Source organism: Sphingomonas sp. S2M10 (assembly GCF_012650175.1).
In the GTDB taxonomy this organism is placed as follows: Bacteria; Pseudomonadota; Alphaproteobacteria; order Sphingomonadales; family Sphingomonadaceae; genus Sphingomonas.
In genome coordinates, this window is record NZ_JAAILI010000056.1 from 143,679 (window position 1) to 162,664 (window position 18,986).

The 18,986-nt window shown below is 67.6% G+C and carries 19 protein-coding genes; 5 read left to right on the forward strand and 14 right to left on the reverse strand.

Annotated elements, in window-relative coordinates:
- Positions 1-41: 41 nt before the first annotated feature.
- The 3 genes from nudC to S2M10_RS14325 are packed head-to-tail and all read right to left on the reverse strand — an operon-like array spanning position 42 to position 3,219.
- Positions 42-911: an NAD(+) diphosphatase gene (gene nudC, locus S2M10_RS14315; RefSeq protein WP_168846664.1), complete on the reverse strand. Its 870-nt coding sequence runs from the start codon at positions 909-911 to the stop codon at positions 42-44.
- Positions 908-2,179, reverse strand: a complete 1,272-nt coding sequence (locus S2M10_RS14320) for a serine hydrolase domain-containing protein (protein WP_168846665.1) — start codon at positions 2,177-2,179, stop codon at positions 908-910. The genes nudC and S2M10_RS14320 overlap by 4 nt, the downstream gene beginning before the upstream one ends.
- The gene (locus S2M10_RS14325; protein ID WP_168846666.1) at positions 2,176-3,219 is read right to left on the reverse strand and encodes an A/G-specific adenine glycosylase; all 1,044 of its coding nucleotides are present in this window, start codon (positions 3,217-3,219) and stop codon (positions 2,176-2,178) included. The genes S2M10_RS14320 and S2M10_RS14325 overlap by 4 nt, the downstream gene beginning before the upstream one ends.
- 28 nt (positions 3,220-3,247) lie before the next feature.
- On the opposite strand from S2M10_RS14325, the gene S2M10_RS14330 reads away from it, so the two are divergent.
- Genes S2M10_RS14330 through smc form a run of 4 tightly spaced genes read left to right on the forward strand, consistent with a single transcriptional unit; the run spans position 3,248 to position 8,694 of the window.
- Complete coding sequence (locus S2M10_RS14330; RefSeq protein WP_168846667.1) at positions 3,248-3,784, forward strand: DciA family protein; 537 nt, start codon at positions 3,248-3,250, stop codon at positions 3,782-3,784.
- Position 3,785: 1 nt separating this feature from the next.
- Positions 3,786-4,481, forward strand: coding sequence for a thioredoxin domain-containing protein (locus S2M10_RS14335; RefSeq protein ID WP_168846668.1), 696 nt, complete (start codon positions 3,786-3,788; stop codon positions 4,479-4,481).
- A gap of 24 nt (positions 4,482-4,505) precedes the next feature.
- Positions 4,506-5,273 carry a thioredoxin domain-containing protein gene (locus S2M10_RS14340; protein WP_168846669.1) on the forward strand — a complete coding sequence of 256 codons (768 nt, stop codon included), beginning with the start codon at positions 4,506-4,508 and terminating at the stop codon, positions 5,271-5,273.
- 13 nt (positions 5,274-5,286) lie between these two features.
- Positions 5,287-8,694 carry a chromosome segregation protein SMC gene (gene smc, locus S2M10_RS14345; protein ID WP_168846670.1) on the forward strand — a complete coding sequence of 1,136 codons (3,408 nt, stop codon included), beginning with the start codon at positions 5,287-5,289 and terminating at the stop codon, positions 8,692-8,694.
- 88 nt (positions 8,695-8,782) lie between these two features.
- On the opposite strand, the gene S2M10_RS22995 is transcribed toward smc, so the two are convergent.
- The 7 genes from S2M10_RS22995 to S2M10_RS14375 form a co-directional block, all read right to left on the reverse strand.
- A complete protein-coding gene (locus S2M10_RS22995) occupies positions 8,783-8,917 on the reverse strand; it encodes a hypothetical protein (RefSeq protein ID WP_282098055.1) in 135 nt (44 codons plus the stop codon).
- 92 nt (positions 8,918-9,009) lie between these two features.
- Positions 9,010-9,210: a hypothetical protein gene (locus S2M10_RS14350; RefSeq protein ID WP_168846671.1), complete on the reverse strand. Its 201-nt coding sequence runs from the start codon at positions 9,208-9,210 to the stop codon at positions 9,010-9,012.
- Positions 9,211-9,366: 156 nt separating this feature from the next.
- Positions 9,367-9,804 carry a hemerythrin domain-containing protein gene (locus S2M10_RS14355; protein ID WP_168846672.1) on the reverse strand — a complete coding sequence of 146 codons (438 nt, stop codon included), beginning with the start codon at positions 9,802-9,804 and terminating at the stop codon, positions 9,367-9,369.
- Between the two features lie 156 nt (positions 9,805-9,960).
- Positions 9,961-12,303 (reverse strand): polyribonucleotide nucleotidyltransferase, encoded by a 2,343-nt coding sequence (gene pnp, locus S2M10_RS14360; RefSeq protein WP_168846673.1) that lies wholly within the window; start codon positions 12,301-12,303, stop codon positions 9,961-9,963.
- A gap of 180 nt (positions 12,304-12,483) precedes the next feature.
- Positions 12,484-12,753: a 30S ribosomal protein S15 gene (gene rpsO / locus S2M10_RS14365; protein ID WP_010544825.1), complete on the reverse strand. Its 270-nt coding sequence runs from the start codon at positions 12,751-12,753 to the stop codon at positions 12,484-12,486.
- A 22-nt stretch (positions 12,754-12,775) separates the two neighbouring features.
- Positions 12,776-13,768: a tRNA pseudouridine(55) synthase TruB gene (gene truB / locus S2M10_RS14370; protein WP_168846674.1), complete on the reverse strand. Its 993-nt coding sequence runs from the start codon at positions 13,766-13,768 to the stop codon at positions 12,776-12,778.
- A gap of 85 nt (positions 13,769-13,853) precedes the next feature.
- Entirely contained in the window at positions 13,854-14,432 is a 579-nt protein-coding gene (locus tag S2M10_RS14375) for a PEPxxWA-CTERM sorting domain-containing protein (RefSeq protein WP_168846675.1), read from the reverse strand.
- 345 nt (positions 14,433-14,777) lie between these two features.
- Here S2M10_RS14375 and S2M10_RS14380 point away from each other — a divergent pair, with 345 nt between their 5' ends.
- Positions 14,778-17,048: a TonB-dependent receptor gene (locus S2M10_RS14380; protein WP_168846676.1), complete on the forward strand. Its 2,271-nt coding sequence runs from the start codon at positions 14,778-14,780 to the stop codon at positions 17,046-17,048.
- An 80-nt stretch (positions 17,049-17,128) separates the two neighbouring features.
- Here S2M10_RS14380 and S2M10_RS14385 read toward each other — a convergent pair whose 3' ends face one another.
- Genes S2M10_RS14385 through rbfA form a run of 4 tightly spaced genes read right to left on the reverse strand, consistent with a single transcriptional unit; the run spans position 17,129 to position 18,812 of the window.
- The gene (locus S2M10_RS14385) at positions 17,129-17,713 is read right to left on the reverse strand and encodes a thymidine kinase (protein ID WP_168846677.1); all 585 of its coding nucleotides are present in this window, start codon (positions 17,711-17,713) and stop codon (positions 17,129-17,131) included.
- Positions 17,713-18,102, reverse strand: coding sequence for a type II toxin-antitoxin system VapC family toxin (locus tag S2M10_RS14390; RefSeq protein ID WP_348770609.1), 390 nt, complete (start codon positions 18,100-18,102; stop codon positions 17,713-17,715). The genes S2M10_RS14385 and S2M10_RS14390 overlap by 1 nt, the downstream gene beginning before the upstream one ends.
- On the reverse strand, positions 18,089-18,382 hold the full coding sequence (locus tag S2M10_RS14395; protein WP_168846678.1) for an AbrB/MazE/SpoVT family DNA-binding domain-containing protein: 294 nt from the start codon (positions 18,380-18,382) through the stop codon (positions 18,089-18,091). The genes S2M10_RS14390 and S2M10_RS14395 overlap by 14 nt, the downstream gene beginning before the upstream one ends.
- A gap of 31 nt (positions 18,383-18,413) precedes the next feature.
- On the reverse strand, positions 18,414-18,812 hold the full coding sequence (rbfA, locus tag S2M10_RS14400; RefSeq protein WP_168846679.1) for a 30S ribosome-binding factor RbfA: 399 nt from the start codon (positions 18,810-18,812) through the stop codon (positions 18,414-18,416).
- Positions 18,813-18,986: the final 174 nt, after the last annotated feature.

Here is an 18,986-nt window from a genome sequence, read left to right on the forward strand (position 1 = left end):
CCGCGCGCCACCTCCCCTTTCAGGGGAGGATGTGGGTGCGGCTATTCCCCCTCGGCCCAGGCCTTGAGCAGCGTATAGGCGATCGCATAGCCCGGCGGCGCCAGGAACGGCGCCTCCGGATCGCGCGCCAGCGCCTGCCGCACCTGCGCCCGATCGAACCAGGCGGCATGTTCCAGCTCGTGCGGGTCGATCGTGATCGCCTCGTCGAGCGCCTCGCCGATACAGGCGATCATCAGCTGCGACGGGAACGGCCAGGGCTGGCTGGCGACATAGCGCACCGCGCCGACATGCACCCCCGATTCCTCCAGCGTCTCGCGCCGCACCGCGTCCTCGATGCTCTCGCCCACCTCCAGGAACCCGGCGAGCGCCGAATAGCGGTGCGGCGGCCAGCTCGGCTGGCGGCCGAGCAGCACCCGGTCGCCATGTTCGGCGAGCATGATCACCACCGGGTCGACGCGCGGATAATGCTCCGTCCCGCAATTGGGGCAGAGCCGCCCCCAGCCGGCGCGGAAGATCTCGGTCGGCGTGCCGCAGCGCGCGCAGAAGCCGCTGCGCGCATGCCAGTCGATCAGGCTGCGCGCGGCGGCATAGTTGGCGGCATCCTCGGCCCGAAACGCGTCGAGGATCGCCGACAATTCGGGCGGGCGGCCGGGGGGCAGCGGCGCGCCGGGCGGCAGCGTCTCCACGAAATGCGGCACGCCCTCGATAAAGCCGAGGAACAGCAGCGGCTGGCGCGCGGCGTCCAGCCCGGTCCATGTCAGCCGGCCCGCCTCGTCCAGCTGCGGCACCAGCCCGTCCATCACCAGCAGCCGCGCGCGCGGATCCGCAAGTGCCGCCGCCAGCAATTCGGGCTCGTGGCGGACGGGGTCGTCCCGCCCCAGCGTGCCGCCGGTAAAGCCCGGCGCGATCACTTGGCCAGATCGGCGTAGACGGCGGTGCGCACCGGCACCTTGAGGCCGAGCTCGGCGAGCAGGATGTTGACCATCATCGTCGCGCGGACCTGGTTCTTGGGATCCACCCAGGCGGTGGTGCCGGCAGCACCCGACCAGCCGAACGTCCCCTTGCCCGCGCCGCCCGGCTGGTCGGCGAGGAACACCGCACCCCCGGCGCCGAAGCCCATCGGCACGCCGGTGTCGCGCGCCATCACCGCGAGGTTGGTCTTGTCGACACCCGCCGGCAGGAGATCGGACATGGCGAGCGCCGCCGTCTCGGGTTTCAGGATCCGCACGCCGTCGAGCGTGCCGCCATTCTGCAGCATGTGGAGGAAGCGATCATAGTCGCGCGCCGACATCGCCAGACCCGCGCCGCCATAGGGGAAGCTCGGCTTCTTCAGGTATACCGAGGTCGCGCCAGGATCGATCGGGAAGCGATTGCTGCCCGCCACCGCATATTCGGTCGCCAGGCGCCCCGCCTCGCCCGCCGGCACCGTCCAGTAGCTGGAGGTCATCTTGAGGGGTGCGAGGATGCGGGTGTTGACGAAGCTGTCGAACGGCATGCCGCTGGCCACCTCGATCACTCGGCCGAGCACATCGAGCCCGATCGAATAGCTGAACTTGGCGCCCGGCTCGGCGATCAGCGGCAGCGTCGCGGTGCGGTTGGCGAATTCCTCCAGCGTAGCCGGGCGCGCGGGCCGCGCCGTCGCTTCGAACGAATCGCTCACCTGCGCCGGGTTGATGCCGAGGCGGTTATACTCGTTGAGCAGCGGCCCCTTGGTGATGATGTTGTAGCCGAGCCCCGCCGTGTGGGTGAGCAGGTTACGCACCGTGATTGGCCTGGTCGCCGGGCGGCTGGTCAGGTCCTTGGCGGGATCGACCAGCACCTTCATGTCCTTGAACGCCGGGATGAGGTCGCTGATCGGCTGGTCGAGCTTGAGCTTGCCTTCCTCGATCAGGATCATCGCGGCGATGCCGGTGATCGGCTTGGTCATCGAATAGACCCGCCACAGCGTATCGGCGTTGACCTTGGGCGAGGTGGGCTCCTCGGACATGCGGCCGTCGGCGACGATCGTCGTCGGCGCCTGGCCCTTGGCATAAGCGACGACGATGCCGGGCACCTTGCCCGAGGCGACGGTCTGGCGCGCGAAGCTCTGGACTTGGCTGGGCGCGGTTTGGGCCTGCACCAGCGGCGCCTGCAGCAGCGCCATTGCCCCGATCAGTCCGAACATTCGCTTGGCCGTCATCGCAGTCTCCGTATCGCTTTTGCCGCCTTGGCGAAGACGGTGGGGAGCCCTGCCGACTCGATGTCGGCGATCGGCCACCATTCGCCGGGGGGTGCGCTTGCATGGCGAGGGATTGTTGCAGTCGCAAGCGCCACCTCGAGGTCGAAATGGGTGAAACCGTGACGGACGGTTTCGTTCAACATGCGCCAGTGCGTGGCGGCAGGCGCGTCGGCGACCCCCGGCGGCGAATCGCCCCACGGCCCGGTGGGCAGCGCACGCATGCCGCCAAGCAGCCCCTTGTCCGGGCGGCGGACGAGCAGCACCGCGTCGTCGCGCTCCAGCCAGAACATCGTGCCGTGGCGCTGCGGCTTGGGCGCCTTCCTGGCCTTGACCGGATAGGCCTCCGGATTCCCTTCCGCTCGCGCCTTGCAGCCAAAGGCGATCGGGCAGAGCAGGCATTTCGGCGCGCGGGCGGTGCAGATGCCGCTGCCGAGGTCCATCATCGCCTGCGCGAAATCGCCGGCGCGGGCATCGGGCGTGATCGTGTCGGTCCGCCGCCGGATCGTCGGTCGCGATCCCGGCAGCGGATCGGCCAGAGCGAACAGCCGCGTCACCACCCGCTCGACATTGGCATCGACCACCACTGCGCGCCGCCCGAAGGCGATCGCCGCGATCGCGGCGGCGGTATAGTCCCCGATGCCGGGGAGCGCACGCAAGCCGGCCTCGGTATCGGGCAGGTCGCCCAGCCGCGCCACCTCCCGCGCGCAGGCGAGCATGTTGCGGGCACGCGCATAATAGCCGAGCCCCGCCCAGGCGGCCATCACATCGGCATCCTCCGCCGCCGCCATCGCCGCGAAGCTCGGCCAGCACGCGGTGAATTTCTCGAAATACGGGATCACCGTGGCGACCTGCGTCTGCTGCAGCATCACCTCGGACAGCCATACCTTGTACGGCTCCGTCGCATCGGTGCCGGGCGGCGCGCGCCAGGGCAGGCGGCGGGCGTTTGCGTCGTACCAGGCGAGAAGCGCGGGGGCGATCGATTCAGGAGCGTTGTCGGGCACGCCCCGCCTATGGCATGGGAGACCCGATATGACGAAGCCCCCCCGTGCCACCACCCGCCAGCCGCGCCCCGAGCCGCAGCGCTCGAACCGCGTGCGCGCGGTGTCCGAGCTGCTGCCGGACGTAGGCGGCGCCGCGTTCCGCAAGTTCGGCTTCGTCCAGTCCGCCGTGGTCAGCCGCTGGAGCGAGATCGTCGGCGAGCGCTATGCCCGCGTCTCCGCCCCCGAATCGATTCGCTTCCCGCGCGGCAAGCGCGAGGAGGGCGTGCTGGCGCTCACCGTCTCGGGCGCCTTCGCGCCGATGATGCAGCATATCGCGCCCGAGATCATCGAGCGGGTCAACCGCTTCTTCGGCTATCCCGCCGTCGCCAAGCTGACGATCCGCCATGGCGACCTGCGCCCGGCCAAGGCCAGGCCCGCCCCGCCCCCCAGCCTCAAGCCGATCCCGCAGGCGATGGGCGATTCCTTGCGCGGCATCGCCGATCCGGAGCTGCGCGCGGTGCTCGAATCGCTCGCCGCCGGCGTCGCGGCGCAGGACGAAACCCCGGTGTTTGGCAAGATCGATTGAGATGATGCGGCGACTCCTCACCCTTCTCCTAGCCTTGGTGCCGCTGTTCGGGCTCGGCGCCGCCCCTGCCCCGCAAGCCAACTGGCTCGCCACCGTCGTCGCCACGCCCGAGGGCGGCTATCGCCAGGGCAATCCGAACGCGGCCGTGAAGCTGGTCGAATATGGCTCGCGCACCTGCCCGACCTGCTATCGCTTCGCCGAAGAAGGCATGAAGCCGCTGCGCGACCAGTTCATCGCCACCGGCAAGGTGAGCTATGAATATCGCGACTATCTGGTGCACGGCGCGCCCGATCTGGCGCTGGCGCTGCTCAACCAGTGCGTCGGCACCCAGCGCTTCTTCCCCGTGCTCGATGCGATCTACGCCAACCAGCCCAAATTCGAAGAGAAGCTGACCGCACTGAGCAAGACCCCCGCCACGCTGGAGGCCTGGCAGAAGCTGCCCCCGCCGCAAATGGCGACGCGCTTCGCCGAGGGCATGGGCATGATCGCCTTCCTCAAGACGCAGGGCCTGCCCGAAGCCAAGGCCCGCCAGTGCCTCGCCGACCCCAAGGCGATCGCGCGCATCGCCAAGACCCAGGCGGACGGCGCGAACCTGTACAAGGTGGACGGCACGCCGAGCTTCTTCGTCAACGGCCGCAAGGTCCGCGCCTATAGCTGGCCCTATCTCGAGCCCGAACTGCGCGCCGCCGGCGCCTGACCCTTTCGTAACCCGGAGAACCCCATGCGTTTCGCCCTCGCGCTCCTTCCCATCCTGGCGCTCGCCGCCTGCAACGGCGGCGACAAATCCGCCGGCGGCACCGGCAATGCCAGCGCGCCGGTCTCCTCGGCCGCGCCGGTCGCCGGCGTGCCCGCCCCCGCTGGCAAGCAATGGACCGATGTCGTCGAGAAGACCAAGGACAATGGCTTCCGCCAGGGCAACCCGAACGCGCCGATCAAGCTGGTCGAATATGGCTCGCGCATGTGCCCGTTCTGCGCCCAGTTCGGCACCACCGGCGTCGGGCCGCTGCGCGAGAAATATATCTCCACCGGCAAGGTCAGCTATGAATATCGCGACTTCCTGATCCACGGCGCGCCCGATCTCGCGCTCGCGCTGCTCAACCAGTGCGTGCCCGCCGATGCCTTCTTCCCGACGCTCGACCAGATCTATGCCGGCACGGACGCGTTCAACGAGAAGATCATGGGCCTGCAGCAGACCAACCCGCAGGTGCTGGAGCAGATCCAGCAGATGCCGCCGCCCCAGGCCGCGGCCGGCTTCGCCCAGGCGCTGAGCATGGTCGATTTCATGAAGCAGCGCGGCCTGCCCGAGGCGCAGGCCAAGGCGTGCCTCGCCGACCAGAAGCAGATCGAGACGATCGCCAAGGTCAATGCCGATGGCGCCAATGTCTATGGCGTGAACTCGACGCCGACCTTCTTCATCAACGGCCAGAAGACCGACGTGAACACCTGGGCCGATCTGGAGCCGTTGCTCCAGAAGGCCGGCGCGCGCTGATCGACCAACCGCCATGCAGATAAAGCGGCTGCGGCTGACGGGCTTCAAGAGCTTCGTCGACCCGGCCGATCTGCGGATCGAACCGGGGCTGACGGGCATCGTCGGCCCCAATGGCTGCGGCAAGTCCAACCTGCTCGAAGCGCTGCGCTGGGTGATGGGCGAGACCAGCGCCAAGTCGATGCGCGGCGCCGGCATGGAAGACGTGATCTTCGCCGGCACCGCGACGCGGCCGGCGCGCGACTTCGCCGAAGTGGCGGTGGTCGCCGACCTGCCCGAACAGCAGGACGAGCTGGAGATCATCCGCCGCATCGAGCGCGGCGCCGGATCCGCCTATCGCATCAACGGTCGCGACGTGCGCGCCAAGGACGTGGCGCTCGCCTTTGCCGACGCCGCGACCGGCGCGCATTCGCCCGCTTTGGTCAGCCAGGGGCGGATCGGCGCGATCATCGCCGCCAAGCCGGGCGAACGGCGCGCGATGCTGGAGGAAGCCGCGGGGATCGCCGGCCTCCATGTCCGCCGCCGCGACGCCGAGCAGAAGCTGCGCGCCACCGAAACCAACCTCACAAGGCTCGACGAGCTGATCGGCGAGCAGGAGCAGCGCGCCGCCGCGCTCAAGCGCCAGGCCCGCCAGGCCGAGCGCTATCGCGAGCTGTCCGACCGCATTCGCGTGGCGGAAGCGCGGATGATCTTCGCCCGCTGGCGCGACGCGGCGATGGCCGCCGATGTCGCCCGCAAGGAAGCGGCCGAAGCCGAGTCGCTGGTTGCCGAGCGCACCGCCGCGCAGGCCCAGGCCGAGGCGGCGCAGATGGCGGCGGCCGAGGCGGTCGCCACGCTGCGCGCCGAGTCGCTGCGGCTGCGCGATGCCGCCAGCGACGCCCAACATCGGCTGCAGACGCTGCGCAGCGCACGCCATGGGGTCGAGCGGCGCATCGCCGAGCTGGCCGAGGCGAGCCGCAGGCTGGAGAGCGATCGGGCGCGCGAAGCCTCACTGGCACGCGATGCCGCCGAGGCGATCGCGCGGCTGACCATCGAACAGACGACGCTGGAGGCGCGGATCGCCGAGACCGCGGCACGCGTGCCGCTGCTCGACGCGGCACTGGCCGATGCCGAACGCGCTGCTCGCGACGCCGAGGTCGCGTTGTCGCAGGCGCTGGCGCAGCAGGCGAGCGAAGCGGCCGAGGTGCGCGTCGCCGATGCCGCGCTATCCGCCGCGCGCGGCCGGGTGGAACGCGGCCAGCGCGATGAGGCGCGGATCGAGGCCGAGGCGCGCGCGCTCGGCGACGCCGCCCCCCTCCATGCCGAGCGCCAACGGGCGAGCGCGGCGCGCGCCGACGCGCAGCGCCAGGCCGAGGCCGCGCGCGACGCGCTCACCCGCGCCGATGCCGAAGAGCGCGCCGCGATCGACGCACGCAACGGCGGCCAGGCGGCGCGGGCGGCGGCACATGCCGAACTCGCCCAGATCGATAGCGAGGCGACGGCGCTCGCCAAGGCGACCAGGCCATCGGGCAAGGACCGGCTGCTCGACCGGGTGACCGTTGCCGCCGGCTATGAGCGCGCGCTCGCCGCCGCGCTGGGGGACGATCTCGAAGCCGGGCTCGATGCGGCCGCCGAACGTCATTGGGGCGGCGCCGACGCGCTGCCGACCGATCCCGCACCGCCGCCCGGCACGACTCCGCTGAGCGAGCATGTCACCGCCCCGCCCGCGCTCGCCCGGCGGCTGGCGCAGGTGCTGGTGTGCGAGATCGATGGCGGCGACCCCCTCGCGGTCGGCCAGCGCCTGGTGACGCTGCAGGGCGTGCTGCGCCGCTGGGACGGCTATCGCGCGCGCTCGGGTGGTGCCGCGGCGGCCGAGCGGCTGAAGCGGGTCAACCGGCTCGCCGCGCTGGAGCAGGCGCGTCCGGCCGCACAGGCGGCGCTCGAAGCGGCGGCAGCCGAGCTAAGCCGCATCGAGGCCAGCATCGCCGAAGCGCGCCGTAGCGCCGCCGAGAACCGCAAGCGGCTCGACCAGGCCGATCTCGCCGCGCGCGAGGCGACCCGTGCCGAGGATCGCGCCGCCAACCAGATCGAACGGCTGGAGGCGCAGCGCGCCGACCTCGAAACCCGCCGCGCCCGCATCGCCGCCGAATTCGACGAAGCCGCCGCCGAACTCGCCCGCGCCGAGACAAAAAAGGCTGCGCTGCCGGACGGCGCGGAGACCCGCGCCAAGGTCGCGGCCCTCTCCCGCGAGGCCGACCATGCGCGCGCCGCGGTGGCCAGCGCCCGCGCCGAACGCGCCAGCCTCGACCGCGACCTCGCCCAGGCCCGCGAACGCCTCGCCGCCGCCGGTGGAGAGGCGAAGAGCTGGTCCGCCCGCGCCGCCGACGCCACCCGCCGCTCCGCCGAAATGAACGAACGCGCCGCCACGCTGGCGCAGGAGCGTGAAGCGATCGCCGGCCGCCCCGCGCAGATCGCCGCGCAACTCGCCGATGCCGAGGCGGCCGATGCGTGGATGCAGCAGGAATCCGCCGCCGCCCAGGTCGCCGAGCGCGAAGCCGATGTCCGGCTGCGCGCGACCGAGGCGGCATTGCGCAAGGCGAGCGAGTCGCTCTCCGAAGCGCGCGAGCGCCGCGCGGGCGCCGCCGCGCGTGCCGAGAACCAGGATCTGCGCCGGGTGGAGATGGGCCGCGTTTCGGGCGAGCGCTTCGAATGCCCGCCGCCCTTGCTCCCGGTGCGGCTCCACTTCGAGCCCGCCAGCGTGCGCAGCCCGCAGGACGAATCCGCCGCGCTGGACAAGCTCAGCACCGATCGCGAGCGGCTGGGCCCAGTCAACCTCGTCGCCGAGACCGAGCTTGCCGAGATCGAGGCCGCGTTCGGCACCAATGCCAAGGAGCGCGACGAGCTGCTCCAGGCGGTCAACCGGCTGCGCGGCTCGATCGGCACGCTCAACCGCGAGGGGCGGCAACGGCTGCTCGCGGCGTTCGAGGCGGTCGACCAGCATTTCCGGCGGCTGTTCACCACCCTGTTCAACGGCGGCCAGGCGCATCTCGCGCTGATTGATTCAGACGATCCGCTGGAGGCGGGGCTTGAGATCCTGGCGCAGCCGCCGGGCAAGAAGCTGCAGTCGCTCACCCTGCTCTCTGGCGGCGAGCAGGCGCTGACCGCGGTCGCGCTGATCTTCGCGCTGTTCCTCACCAAGCCCTCGCCGATCTGCGTGCTCGACGAAGTCGACGCCCCGCTCGACGACGCCAATGTGGATCGATTCTGCGACCTGCTGGAAGCGATGACCCGCGAGACCGCGACGCGCTACCTGATCGTCACCCACAATGCCGCGACGATGGCGCGGATGCACCGGCTGTTCGGGGTGACAATGGTCGAGCGCGGGGTCAGCCGGCTGGTGTCGGTGGATCTGGGCGGCGCGACGAGCCTGCTGGCGGCGGAGTAGCGGGGGCCGCCGCCCGGGGACGGACCCGTTCAAACAGATTCACGGATGGCGGAGTTTGGTGGGAAGCGGACTATCGACTTGGAGTTGATCAGGCGAACAGCTGCCACAAAATCGATATGATCACCACGACGAGCAATGCCATCGCAAATTCGGCTGGCCTGAGATTGCGGCCGCCGATGCGATCGTACCAGCGATCGCCATGTCCAAATGGTTCGAAGGCCATCGTGAATTCCTTTCATCTGCAGATGGTGGGTAGCAGTCGTAGGAAAGGAGCTAAATCTTTGGTCGATTATATAGATTGCAAAGTGGCAAGCGTTATCGCTTGCCCCGCTTCCGGTCCTCGAAAATGACGAACGAGACTGCGCAGTAGCAGAGCATCGCAGCGGAAAAGCCGACGCGCCAAATCGTGTCGGCATGTTCAAGCGAGTTCGGAATGTGCGCAATAAGCGCGGTTATAAGCATGACCGCTATCGCGGCGAGCGCAGGTATGAGGATAAGCTTGAGGTAGCGGACCATCACTCTGGTTCCGCCTCTGAAGCTAGCTTGTGGCCCGTCACCTTCGTTAGCGGCTCATCCCAGGGCGCTTCGTTCCAATCTGGCTTCATGTCTGACAAGGTGCACGGTTTCGATCATGTCCGCAATTGGGCGATAGCGGACCTAGTGCAAGCCGCCCTAGTGCTTCGTCGGGAACCCCGGCTCGCCCTGCAGCGCGGCGGCGACCAGCAGGCTTTCCTCCAGCTTCACCCGGTTGCGCAGGCGCGGCAGCATTGCGCGGCTGGCCTCGGCGAAGCCCTTGCGATCGGCGGCGATCTGCTCGGGGGTCCAGAACAGCAGATAGTCCTGCCAGTTCGCCTTCAGCCGCTCGAAATCCTCGCGAACCTGATCGACCTTGCTGCGCGAGATGCCCGGCTTGGCGGAGAGCGTCAGCGTGTAGATGGTGGTATCTTCGCGGGCGAGATGCTCGGCGACGCAGTGGATCAAATGGTCAAGCGCCGTCGAAAGCTCGACCGGAGTCGCTTCGCTTTCGAGGAGGCCAGACAGGCGTCGTGCGAGAATGTCGATCATCTCGTGATCGTGCCGCAGTTCGGCGATCGTCGTCGTTGCCATCATCGGTCGGCCCTCACCCCTAAACGTAATCTGCTCCGTTCGTTCCCCCCACCGCTTGCATAGCGCGGTTCAACGCAAAGTGGAACGATGGAATGGGTTAATGAAAAAAGGGGCCCGGCACCGCCGGACCCCTTCATTTCTTGCGCGAAACGCCGGTGATCAGTCGCGATCGCCGGTCAGGAACGCGGGCAGGCCGATATCGCCGCCATCGTCCTTGCCGCCTTCGTCCTTGCCGCCGTCACGGCCGCCGCGGGGCTTGTCGCCACGGTCGCGGCGGGGGCCACGCTCGCCGCGCTCGCCGCCACGGCCGCCCTCGCGACGGCGGTCGCCGCCACGGTCGCCGCGGTCACCGCGATCGCCGCGGGGCTCGCGCGGTTCGCGGGCCGGGCGCGAGTCTTCGAGCTCGGCACCGGTTTCCTGGTCGACGACACGCATCGACAGGCGGACCTTGCCGCGCGGATCGATCTCGAGGACCTTGACCTTGACTTCCTGGCCTTCGCTCAGGACGTCCGAGACCTTCTCGACGCGCTCGTTCTTGATCTCCGAGACGTGGACGAGACCGTCCTTGCCGCCCATGAAGTTCACGAACGCACCGAAATCGACGAGGTTGACGACCTTGCCGTTGTAGATCTTGCCGACTTCGGCTTCCTCGACGAGGCCCTTGATCCACTTGATCGCGGCTTCGATCTGCGCCGGATCCGACGAGCTGACCTTGATCACGCCCTCGTCGTCGATGTCGACCTTGGCGCCGGTCGTGGCGACGATCTCGCGGATCACCTTGCCGCCGGTGCCGATCACTTCGCGGATCTTCGACTTGTCGATGGTGAAGGTCTCGATGCGCGGTGCATGCGCGGAGAGCTCGGCGCGGACTTCGCCCAGCGCCTTGTTCATCTCGCCCAGGATGTGCGCGCGACCGGCCTTCGCCTGGTTGAGCGCCGCCTCGAAGATCTCCTTGGTGATGCCGGCGATCTTGATGTCCATCTGCATCGTGGTGATGCCCTCGGACGTGCCGGCGACCTTGAAGTCCATGTCGCCCAGGTGATCTTCGTCACCCAGGATGTCGGACAGGATCGCATAGTCCTTGCCCTCGAGGATCAGGCCCATGGCGATGCCCGAGACCGGACGCTTGATCGGCACGCCGGCGTCCATCATCGCGAGACTGCCGCCGCACACCGACGCCATCGACGACGAGCCGTTCGACTCGGTGATGTCGCTGGTCAGGCGGATCGTGTAGGGGAAGTCTTCCTTCGACGGCAGCACCGGGTGCAGCGCGCGCCATGCCAGCTTGCCATGCCCGACTTCACGACGGCCCGGCGCGCCGAAGCGGCCCACTTCGCCGACCGAATAGGGCGGGAAGTTATAGTGCAGCATGAAGTTCTGGTAGCTGAGGCCGTTCAGGCCATCGATCATCTGCTCGGCATCCTTGGTGCCGAGGGTACAGGTGGCGATGGTCTGGGTCTCGCCGCGGGTGAACAGCGCGGAGCCGTGTGCACGCGGCAGGAAGTGCGTTTCCGCCTCGATCGGGCGGATCTGCGTGGTGGTGCGGCCGTCGATGCGCTTGCCGTCCTTGAGGATGGCGGAGCGGACGATCTCGGCTTCCAGCTTCTTGGTCAGCTTGATGCCGGCCATGACGTCCTGCGGGCTCAGGCCGTCCTCGGTGAACTGCGCCTTCGCCTTCGCCCGCGCCTCGTTGAGCGCGTTCGAGCGGGCCGACTTGTCGGTCAGCTTGTAGGCGGCGGCAATGTCCTTGCCGATCAGCTTCTTGAGCTTGTCCTTGAGCTTCGCATTGTCGTCCTGCGACGCGATTTCCCACGGATCCTTGGCGGCCTGCTCGGCGAGCTTGACGATCGCCTTGACGATGTCGCGGCAGGCATCGTGCGCGAACAGCACGGCGCCGAGCATGACCTCTTCCGAAAGCTCCTTGGCTTCGGATTCGACCATCATCACCGCGTCATAGGTGGCGGCGACGACGAGATCGAGCTCGCCCTCGGCAACCTGCGCGTCGGTCGGGTTGAGGATGTACTCGCCGTTGATGTAGCCGACGCGCGCCGCGCCGATCGGGCCCATGAAGGGCACGCCCGAGAGCGTGAGCGCTGCCGAGGCGGCGATCATCGAGAGGATGTCGGGCTCGTTCTCGCCGTCATAGCTCAGCACCTGAGCGATGGCGTTGATCTCGTTGTAGAAGCCTTCCGGGAACAGCGGGCGGATCGGGCGGTCGATGAGGCGGGAGACCAAAGTCTCCTTCTCGGTGGCGCCGCGCTCGCGCTTGAAGAAGCCACCCGGGATGCGACCGGCGGCCGAGAATTTTTCCTGATAGTGGACGGTCAGCGGGAAGAAGTCCTGGCCTTCCTTCACCGACTTGGCGGCCGTGACCGCGCACAGCACCACGGTTTCGCCGAGGGTCGCGATCACCGCGCCGTCGGCCTGGCGGGCAACCTTGCCCGTTTCGAGAGTCAGCGTCTTGCCGCCCCACTCGATCGATACAGTCTTCTTGTCGAACATGTCGTTTCCTTCACTCCCCGGTGCCAATCACGCGGGGGGCCTATGCGTGAGCCGTATGTGGCTCGTGGGACCGACCGTATTGCCGATCCCCCGTTCGCTCCCTGCCTTGTCGCGGGGAGCCGCCGATGCGTTATCGCACCGGAATGACAAAAAGGCGACCCGAAGGTCGCCTTTCCGTTGTTACTTGCGAAGACCGAGCTTCGCGATGAGATCTGCGTAGCGCGCCTGGTCCTTCTTCTTCAGATAGTCCAGCAGGCTGCGGCGCTTGTTGACCAGCATCAGCAGACCGCGGCGCGAATGGTTGTCCTTCGCGTGGGTCTTGAAGTGCTCGGTGAGGTTGGCGATGCGCTCCGAGAGGATCGCGACCTGCACTTCGGGGCTGCCGGTGTCACCCTCGTTGCGAGCGTGTTCCTTGACGAGCGCTTCCTTGCGCTCCTGCGTGATCGACATGGCGTTTCCTTCGACATCAAGGCTATAGGTTGAAGCCGCGCACGACCCGGATGCTTCCGGCCTCGGCTTCCACCAGCGCCACAGGGAGATCCCCGAGCAGCGCGAAATGGAGGCCATCGTGAACGGCAATCCCGATTAAGACCCGCCCCTGGCGGAGCAGCCCTGCCTGATCGGGGGTGAGGGGTAGAGCCGGGATGTCGTCCAGCCCCGCCCTCAGCGGCAGGCAAATGTCTTCAAGGCGCCGCTCCTTAGCGGCATCCGCCAAAGAGTCCAGTGAAATCGCCTGGTCCAGCGTGAAGGGCCCCGCCTTGATGCGCCGGAGATAGCTGACATGGCCGACCGTTCCAAGAGCGCGGGCGACGTCCCGAGCGAGGCTGCGGATGTAGGTGCCCTTGGAGACATGGGCGCGGAGGGTAATTTGCTGGAGATGCTCGTCACCCTCACCCTTCCCACCGCCTCCGGCGGCGGGCCCCTTCCCTCTCCCATCGGGAGAGGGAGGGAGCGGCGAAGCCGCGGAAGGGTGAGGGCGACCGATCTCTGAAGCCGCGACCACCTCCAGCTCGTAAATCGTCACCGCCCGGCTCTTGAGCACCACCGTCTCGCCCGCGCGCGCTAGATCATACGCTCGCTCCCCATCCACCTTCAGCGCGGAGTAGGCCGGCGGCACCTGCTCGATCGGCCCGGTGAAGCGCGGCAGCACCGCCTCCAGCTGCGCCCCCGTCGGCCGCACCTCGGACTCGGCGACGCCCTTCCCCTCGGCATCCAGCGTATCCGTCTCCACCCCGAACCGGATGGTGAAGTCATACACCTTGTCGCTGTCGAGCATGCGGCCCGCGAGTTTGGTCGCCTCGCCCAGCGCGATCGGCAGCACGCCGGTGGCCAACGGATCGAGCGTGCCGCCATGGCCCACCTTCACCTTGGCATAGCCGCCCTCGCGCAGCGCGCGCTTCACCGCGCTCACGCCTTGCGTCGAACCGAGGCCCAGAGGTTTGTCGAGAAGGATCCAGCCGTGCATCGCGCGGCCTTAGGGGCATTCTGCCCGATGCACCAGAAGCCGGGCGCCGCCGCTGGGGGTGGGAAAGCGGCGCCCGGCCCGCGGCTCAAGCACGCAGCAAGCGTGCCGTCACCGCGCGGCGGCGGCGCATCGCCGCACCCGCCATCCCCGCACCGGCCAGCAGCATCCCCCAGGTCGCCGGCTCCGGCACACCGCTGGCGAACTGGATCGCATAGCGCTGGCCCGCGCTCGGGCGCAGGCCGCTAAAGTTCACCGTCAGCTTGTTGCCGGTGTTGACGACGCGTTCGCTGCCGAACCCGGTCACCCCGATCACCTCTGCGAATATGTCGCCGTCCAATTGTTCGAAGACGAGGCCGTTGAAGGCATGGCCGGCGAACGCGCCGGCATTGGTGAAGGTGATGGCCAGGCCATGCTGCGTGAAGTCGATCAGGATTCCGTCGGTGCTGTCGAGCTTGCCCGACGCTTCGACCCCGTTCCCGGCGTAGAAGCTGTAGGTCCAGCTGCCATTCTGCGCGAACTTGAACCCTGTATAGGGTGACTTCGGCGCCGGCAGCGCCCAATTCGCCTTGATGTGATTGCCGTAGATCGTCGCCGCCTGCGCGGTGGGGCCATAGCCGATGCCGCCGAGCACGGCACAGGCGAGAAGAATCGATAGTCGCTTCATGATAACCTCCCTGGTTGAACCGGGACGCAGGAGGCCGTTCCGCAAATCGAGGATTGCGGGCACAGTCTCGCCGAGGAACCGGTAGCGCCGTTTCCCATATGGCACATATTGTGTCAATCGGTATTCGGCACAATTTGTGCCAACCCGGCGCGTGCGTGTCGGAAGCTTTTGATCACGACATAAATGCCACAGCTTTCGAACAACCGTCCGCCCGCCCCACCTCGACGCTTGAAGCACGTGACAATTCCGCTACAGGCGCGCGAAAAATCGGCGACACCAACAAGAAATGATCGCGACATCGCGCCGGAGAGGACGAGCCATCATGCACGGGGACTCGACGCAACCATGACCACTTCCGCCCTTCTTCGCGGCCTGCTGCTCGCCAGCGCTGCGCTCACCACGCCTTCGGCGCTCGCCGCCGTCCACAGCAACGAAACGCCTGCCCCGGTCCAGGGTGCGCAGCCAGACGAGGCCGCGCCGCAGCAGACCGGCGAGATCGTCGTCACCGCCCAGCGCCGCACCGAAGCCGCCAAGGACGTGCCGGTGGCCGTCACCGCGATCGGCGGCGAGAAGCTCGACGTGCTCAATTCCTCGGGCCTCGACATCCGCTTCCTGTCGGCGCGCACGCCCAGCCTGCAGATCGAAAGCTCGTTCGGCCGCACCTTCCCGCGGTTCTACATCCGCGGCCTCGGCAACACCGATTTCGATCCCAATGCCGCGCAGCCGGTTTCGGTGGTGTACGACAATGTCGCGCTTGAAAACCCGATGCTCAAGGCCTTCCCGGCGTTCGACCTGGCGCGCGTCGAAGTGCTGCGCGGTCCGCAGGGCACGCTGTTCGGCCGCAACACCCCGGCCGGCGTGGTGAAGCTCGAATCGCAGCGCCCGACCGACCAGTATGAAGCCAAGGGCAGCGTCAGCTGGGCGACCTACAACACGATCAACGCCGATCTCGCGCTCAACGCCCCGCTCGGCAACGGCTTCGCGCTGCGCGTCTCGGGCCTCGTCCAGCACCGTGACAATTGGGTGGTGAACGACAGCACCAGCCCGCTCAGCGTCGCCAACCGCAAGCTCGAAGGCTATACCGATCGGGCCGGCCGCGTGCAGCTGTCCTACACCAGCGGCGATTTCAACGCGCTGATCAACGTCCATGGCCGCGATCTCGAAGGCACGCCGCGCGTGTTCCGCGCCGGCCTGTTCCAGCAGGGCTCGAACGACTTCTCGCCGGGCTTCGACCCCAAGCACGTCAAGCTCGACGGCTATACCAGCCAGTGGCTGGAGCAGTGGGGCGGCAGCGTCCAGCTCGACTATCATTTCGACGGCCTCGGCACGCTCTACTCCATCACCGCCTATGAGCGCGCCAAGGTGCAGAGCACCGGCGACATCGATGGCGGCGACACCTATGGCTTTCCGGCGCTGGGACTGAACAAGGCGCTGTTCCCGTCGAACACCGGCGGCATCACCAGCCCGAAGGAGTTCAGCCAGGAACTGCGCTTCGCCACCGACCAGTTCGGCGCGTTCCGCGGCCAGGCCGGCCTCTATTATTTCGACCAGAATCTCGATTACAGCGAATATGGCTATGATCTGGGCGGCGGCGCCCAGAACCAGAATATCGGCCATGTGAATATCAACGAGAATTACGGCATCTTCGCCTCGGGCGAGTTCAAGGCGACGGACGCGCTCACGTTGCGCGCCGGCGTGCGCTATTCGCACGACCGCAAGAACGACGTGATCACCGGCTTCGGTCCGCTGACCGGCGGCGTCACCCTGCCGCTGCAGACCAAGGTAACCGGCGAAGCGGTGACCTGGGACGCCAGCGCCACCTATGCGCTGACCCCCGACGTCAACGTCTATGCGCGCTTCGCTACCGGCTATCTCGGCCCGGCGATCCAGGACCGCGTGACCTTCGGCTCGGTGCCGACCACGGCGGGCAAGCAGTTCACCAAGTCGGCCGAAGCAGGCGTCAAGGGCGCGCTCCCCGCCAAGGGCCTGAACTATGCGCTGACCGGCTACTGGTTCCGCACCGACGACCTGCAGCTGACCGCAGTGGGCGGCGCAAACAATGCCAACCAGCTGCTCTCGGCCGATCACGTCAACGGATACGGCGTCGAGGCGGAGTTCAGCTACCGTCCGGTGCGCGGGCTCGATCTCACCGCCAGCGGCAGCTACAACTTCACCCAGATCCGCGATCCCAATCTGGTCGTAGCGGCGTGCGGTTCGCTGTGCACCATGACCGACCCGACCTTCACGAATGGGACCAACACCTTCGCCCGGATCGACGGCAACCGCCTGCCCCAGGCGCCGCGCTTCGTACTGAACGCCACCGCGCGCTACGGCGTGCCGCTGGCGAACGGTGGCGAGGTCTATGCCTATACCGACTGGGCCTATCGCAGCGAGATCAACTACTTCCTCTACGAGGCCAAGGAGTTCCGCGGGCGTTCGCTGATCGAGGGCGGGCTGCGCATCGGCTATCGCGCGCCGGAAGGCTATGAGGTGGCGGCGTTCGCCCGCAACATCCTCAACCAGATCCGGGCGCAGAGCGCGATCGACTTCAACAACCTGACCGGCATGATCAACGAGCCGCGCATCATCGGCGGCGAGATCCGGTTCCACTTCTGATCGGAGGCGCGGGGGCTTCCCCGCGCGCTTCATAGCGGGAAGGGCGTCGCGGGGGAGACCTTCGCGGCGCCCTTTTCGTATCAGCCGATCGCGCCGCGCCGCTCGACGAAGTGGCGGCGGCAGAGCGCGACATAGCGATCGTTGCCGCCAATCTCGCGCTGTTCGCCCTCGCGGACGGCCCGCCCATCGGCATCGACGCGCAGGTTCATCGTGGCCTTCCGCCCGCATTCGCAGACCGACTTGATCTCGACCAGCGAGTCCGCGATCGCCAGCAGCGCCGCCGCGCCTTCGAACAGCACCCCCCGGAAATCGGTGCGCAGCCCGTAGCAGAGCACCGGCACCTCGTCCTCGTCGCACACGGCGGCCAGCTGGCGCACCTGCGCCGCAGAGAGGAACTGCGCCTCGTCCACCAGCACACAGGCCAGCGGCGCCGAGAAATGCGCGTCCTGCACGATCGTACGCAGGTCGGTGCCGGCGTAAAAGGGCGTAGCATCGGCATGGATGCCAAGGCGGGAGTCGATCACGCCGTGCCCGCCGCGATCATGCACGCCGGCGGTGAACAGCAGCGTCCGCATGCCGCGCTCGCGATAGTTGAAATCGGCCTGCAGCAGCGTGGTCGATTTCCCCGCATTCATCGACGCATAGTAGAAATAGAGCTTGGCCATCAGGCAAGGGTCTCGATCGGCACGGGAGGATTGGCACCGGCGGCGCGCTCGATTCCGCGATCGAAGGTCGCGAAGCTGCTGGCCGGGCCCGCCGCGAGCAGATGGAGCATGTCGGCGAGGTCCGCGCCTTGGCCGAACCGGTCGAGGGCCCAAGTGAGCGCGGCGCTGTCTCCAACCTGGACGGTGGGGAGGTCGATCAGATCCCGGAGCGCGTGCGCGACCGCATGGACGGGCTGCCGGTAGCGGGACCGCAGCAGCCACTCCAGCTCCAGCAGCACGCTGTTCGATATGTACACATCGCCGCGCAGAATCTCGGCTGCGATGGCAGCCTGTGCCGGATCGTCGCCTATCAGAAACCGGGCAAGAACGTTGGTATCAACCGCGCGCACGATCGTCCCGCGCAGCTGCCCTGTCCGCAGCGGACTGCCCGATCGCGTGGTTCATTTCTTCGATGGTGACCGGCGGACCATCGTACCGCAGCGTCGCACGAAGCGAGGCGGTGATCTCGTCGAACGAGCGGCCGGACTTTGCCGCGATCGGACGCAGCACGATCGATGCGCCGCTGCGAATGACTTCCAATTGCTGACCCGGCAGAAACCCCAGCGCATCCCGAACCTCTTTCGGAATCACGACCTGACCTTTCGCGGAGAGCGTCGTCGTGGCGTTCATAGTGGTAAGATGCGTCTTACCGCCTGCGAAGTCAATCTTCGCTCTCGCCCAGATCCCGCGCCACATTCGGCGCGCGGAGTAGCTTGTCGATATGGCTGCCCTCATCGAAGCTTTCGTCCGCCAGGAACTTGAGCTTGGCGGCATATTTCATCTTCACCCGGTGCGCGACTTCGCGCTGGAGGAAGGCGGTGTTGGTCCGCAGCGCCTTGAGCACCGCTTCCTCGTCCTTGCCGAGCAGCGGCTTCACGAACACCGTCGCATGGCGCAGGTCCGGGGACATGCGCACCTCGGTCACCGAGACCAGGTGCTTGGCCAACACCTCATCATGCACGTCGCCGCGCTGGAGGATCTCGCTGAGGATATGGCGCACCTGTTCGCCCACGCGCAGCACGCGGACAGAGCGGGTTTCATCGGTGTCGTTCTGGCGCATCTTGTGATTTTGACCGGTTTTCGCTATTTGAGAGACACTGCAACTGTGACTGTTGGCAAGACGTCACCACCTGAGCCCGGGTGTTCCAGCGCCCGGGCTCAAATCATTTTGGGCTCCCGGCGTTCCAGCACCGGGAGCCCGCACTGGGTTACCTGCGGCTCAGCTCAATGAGCT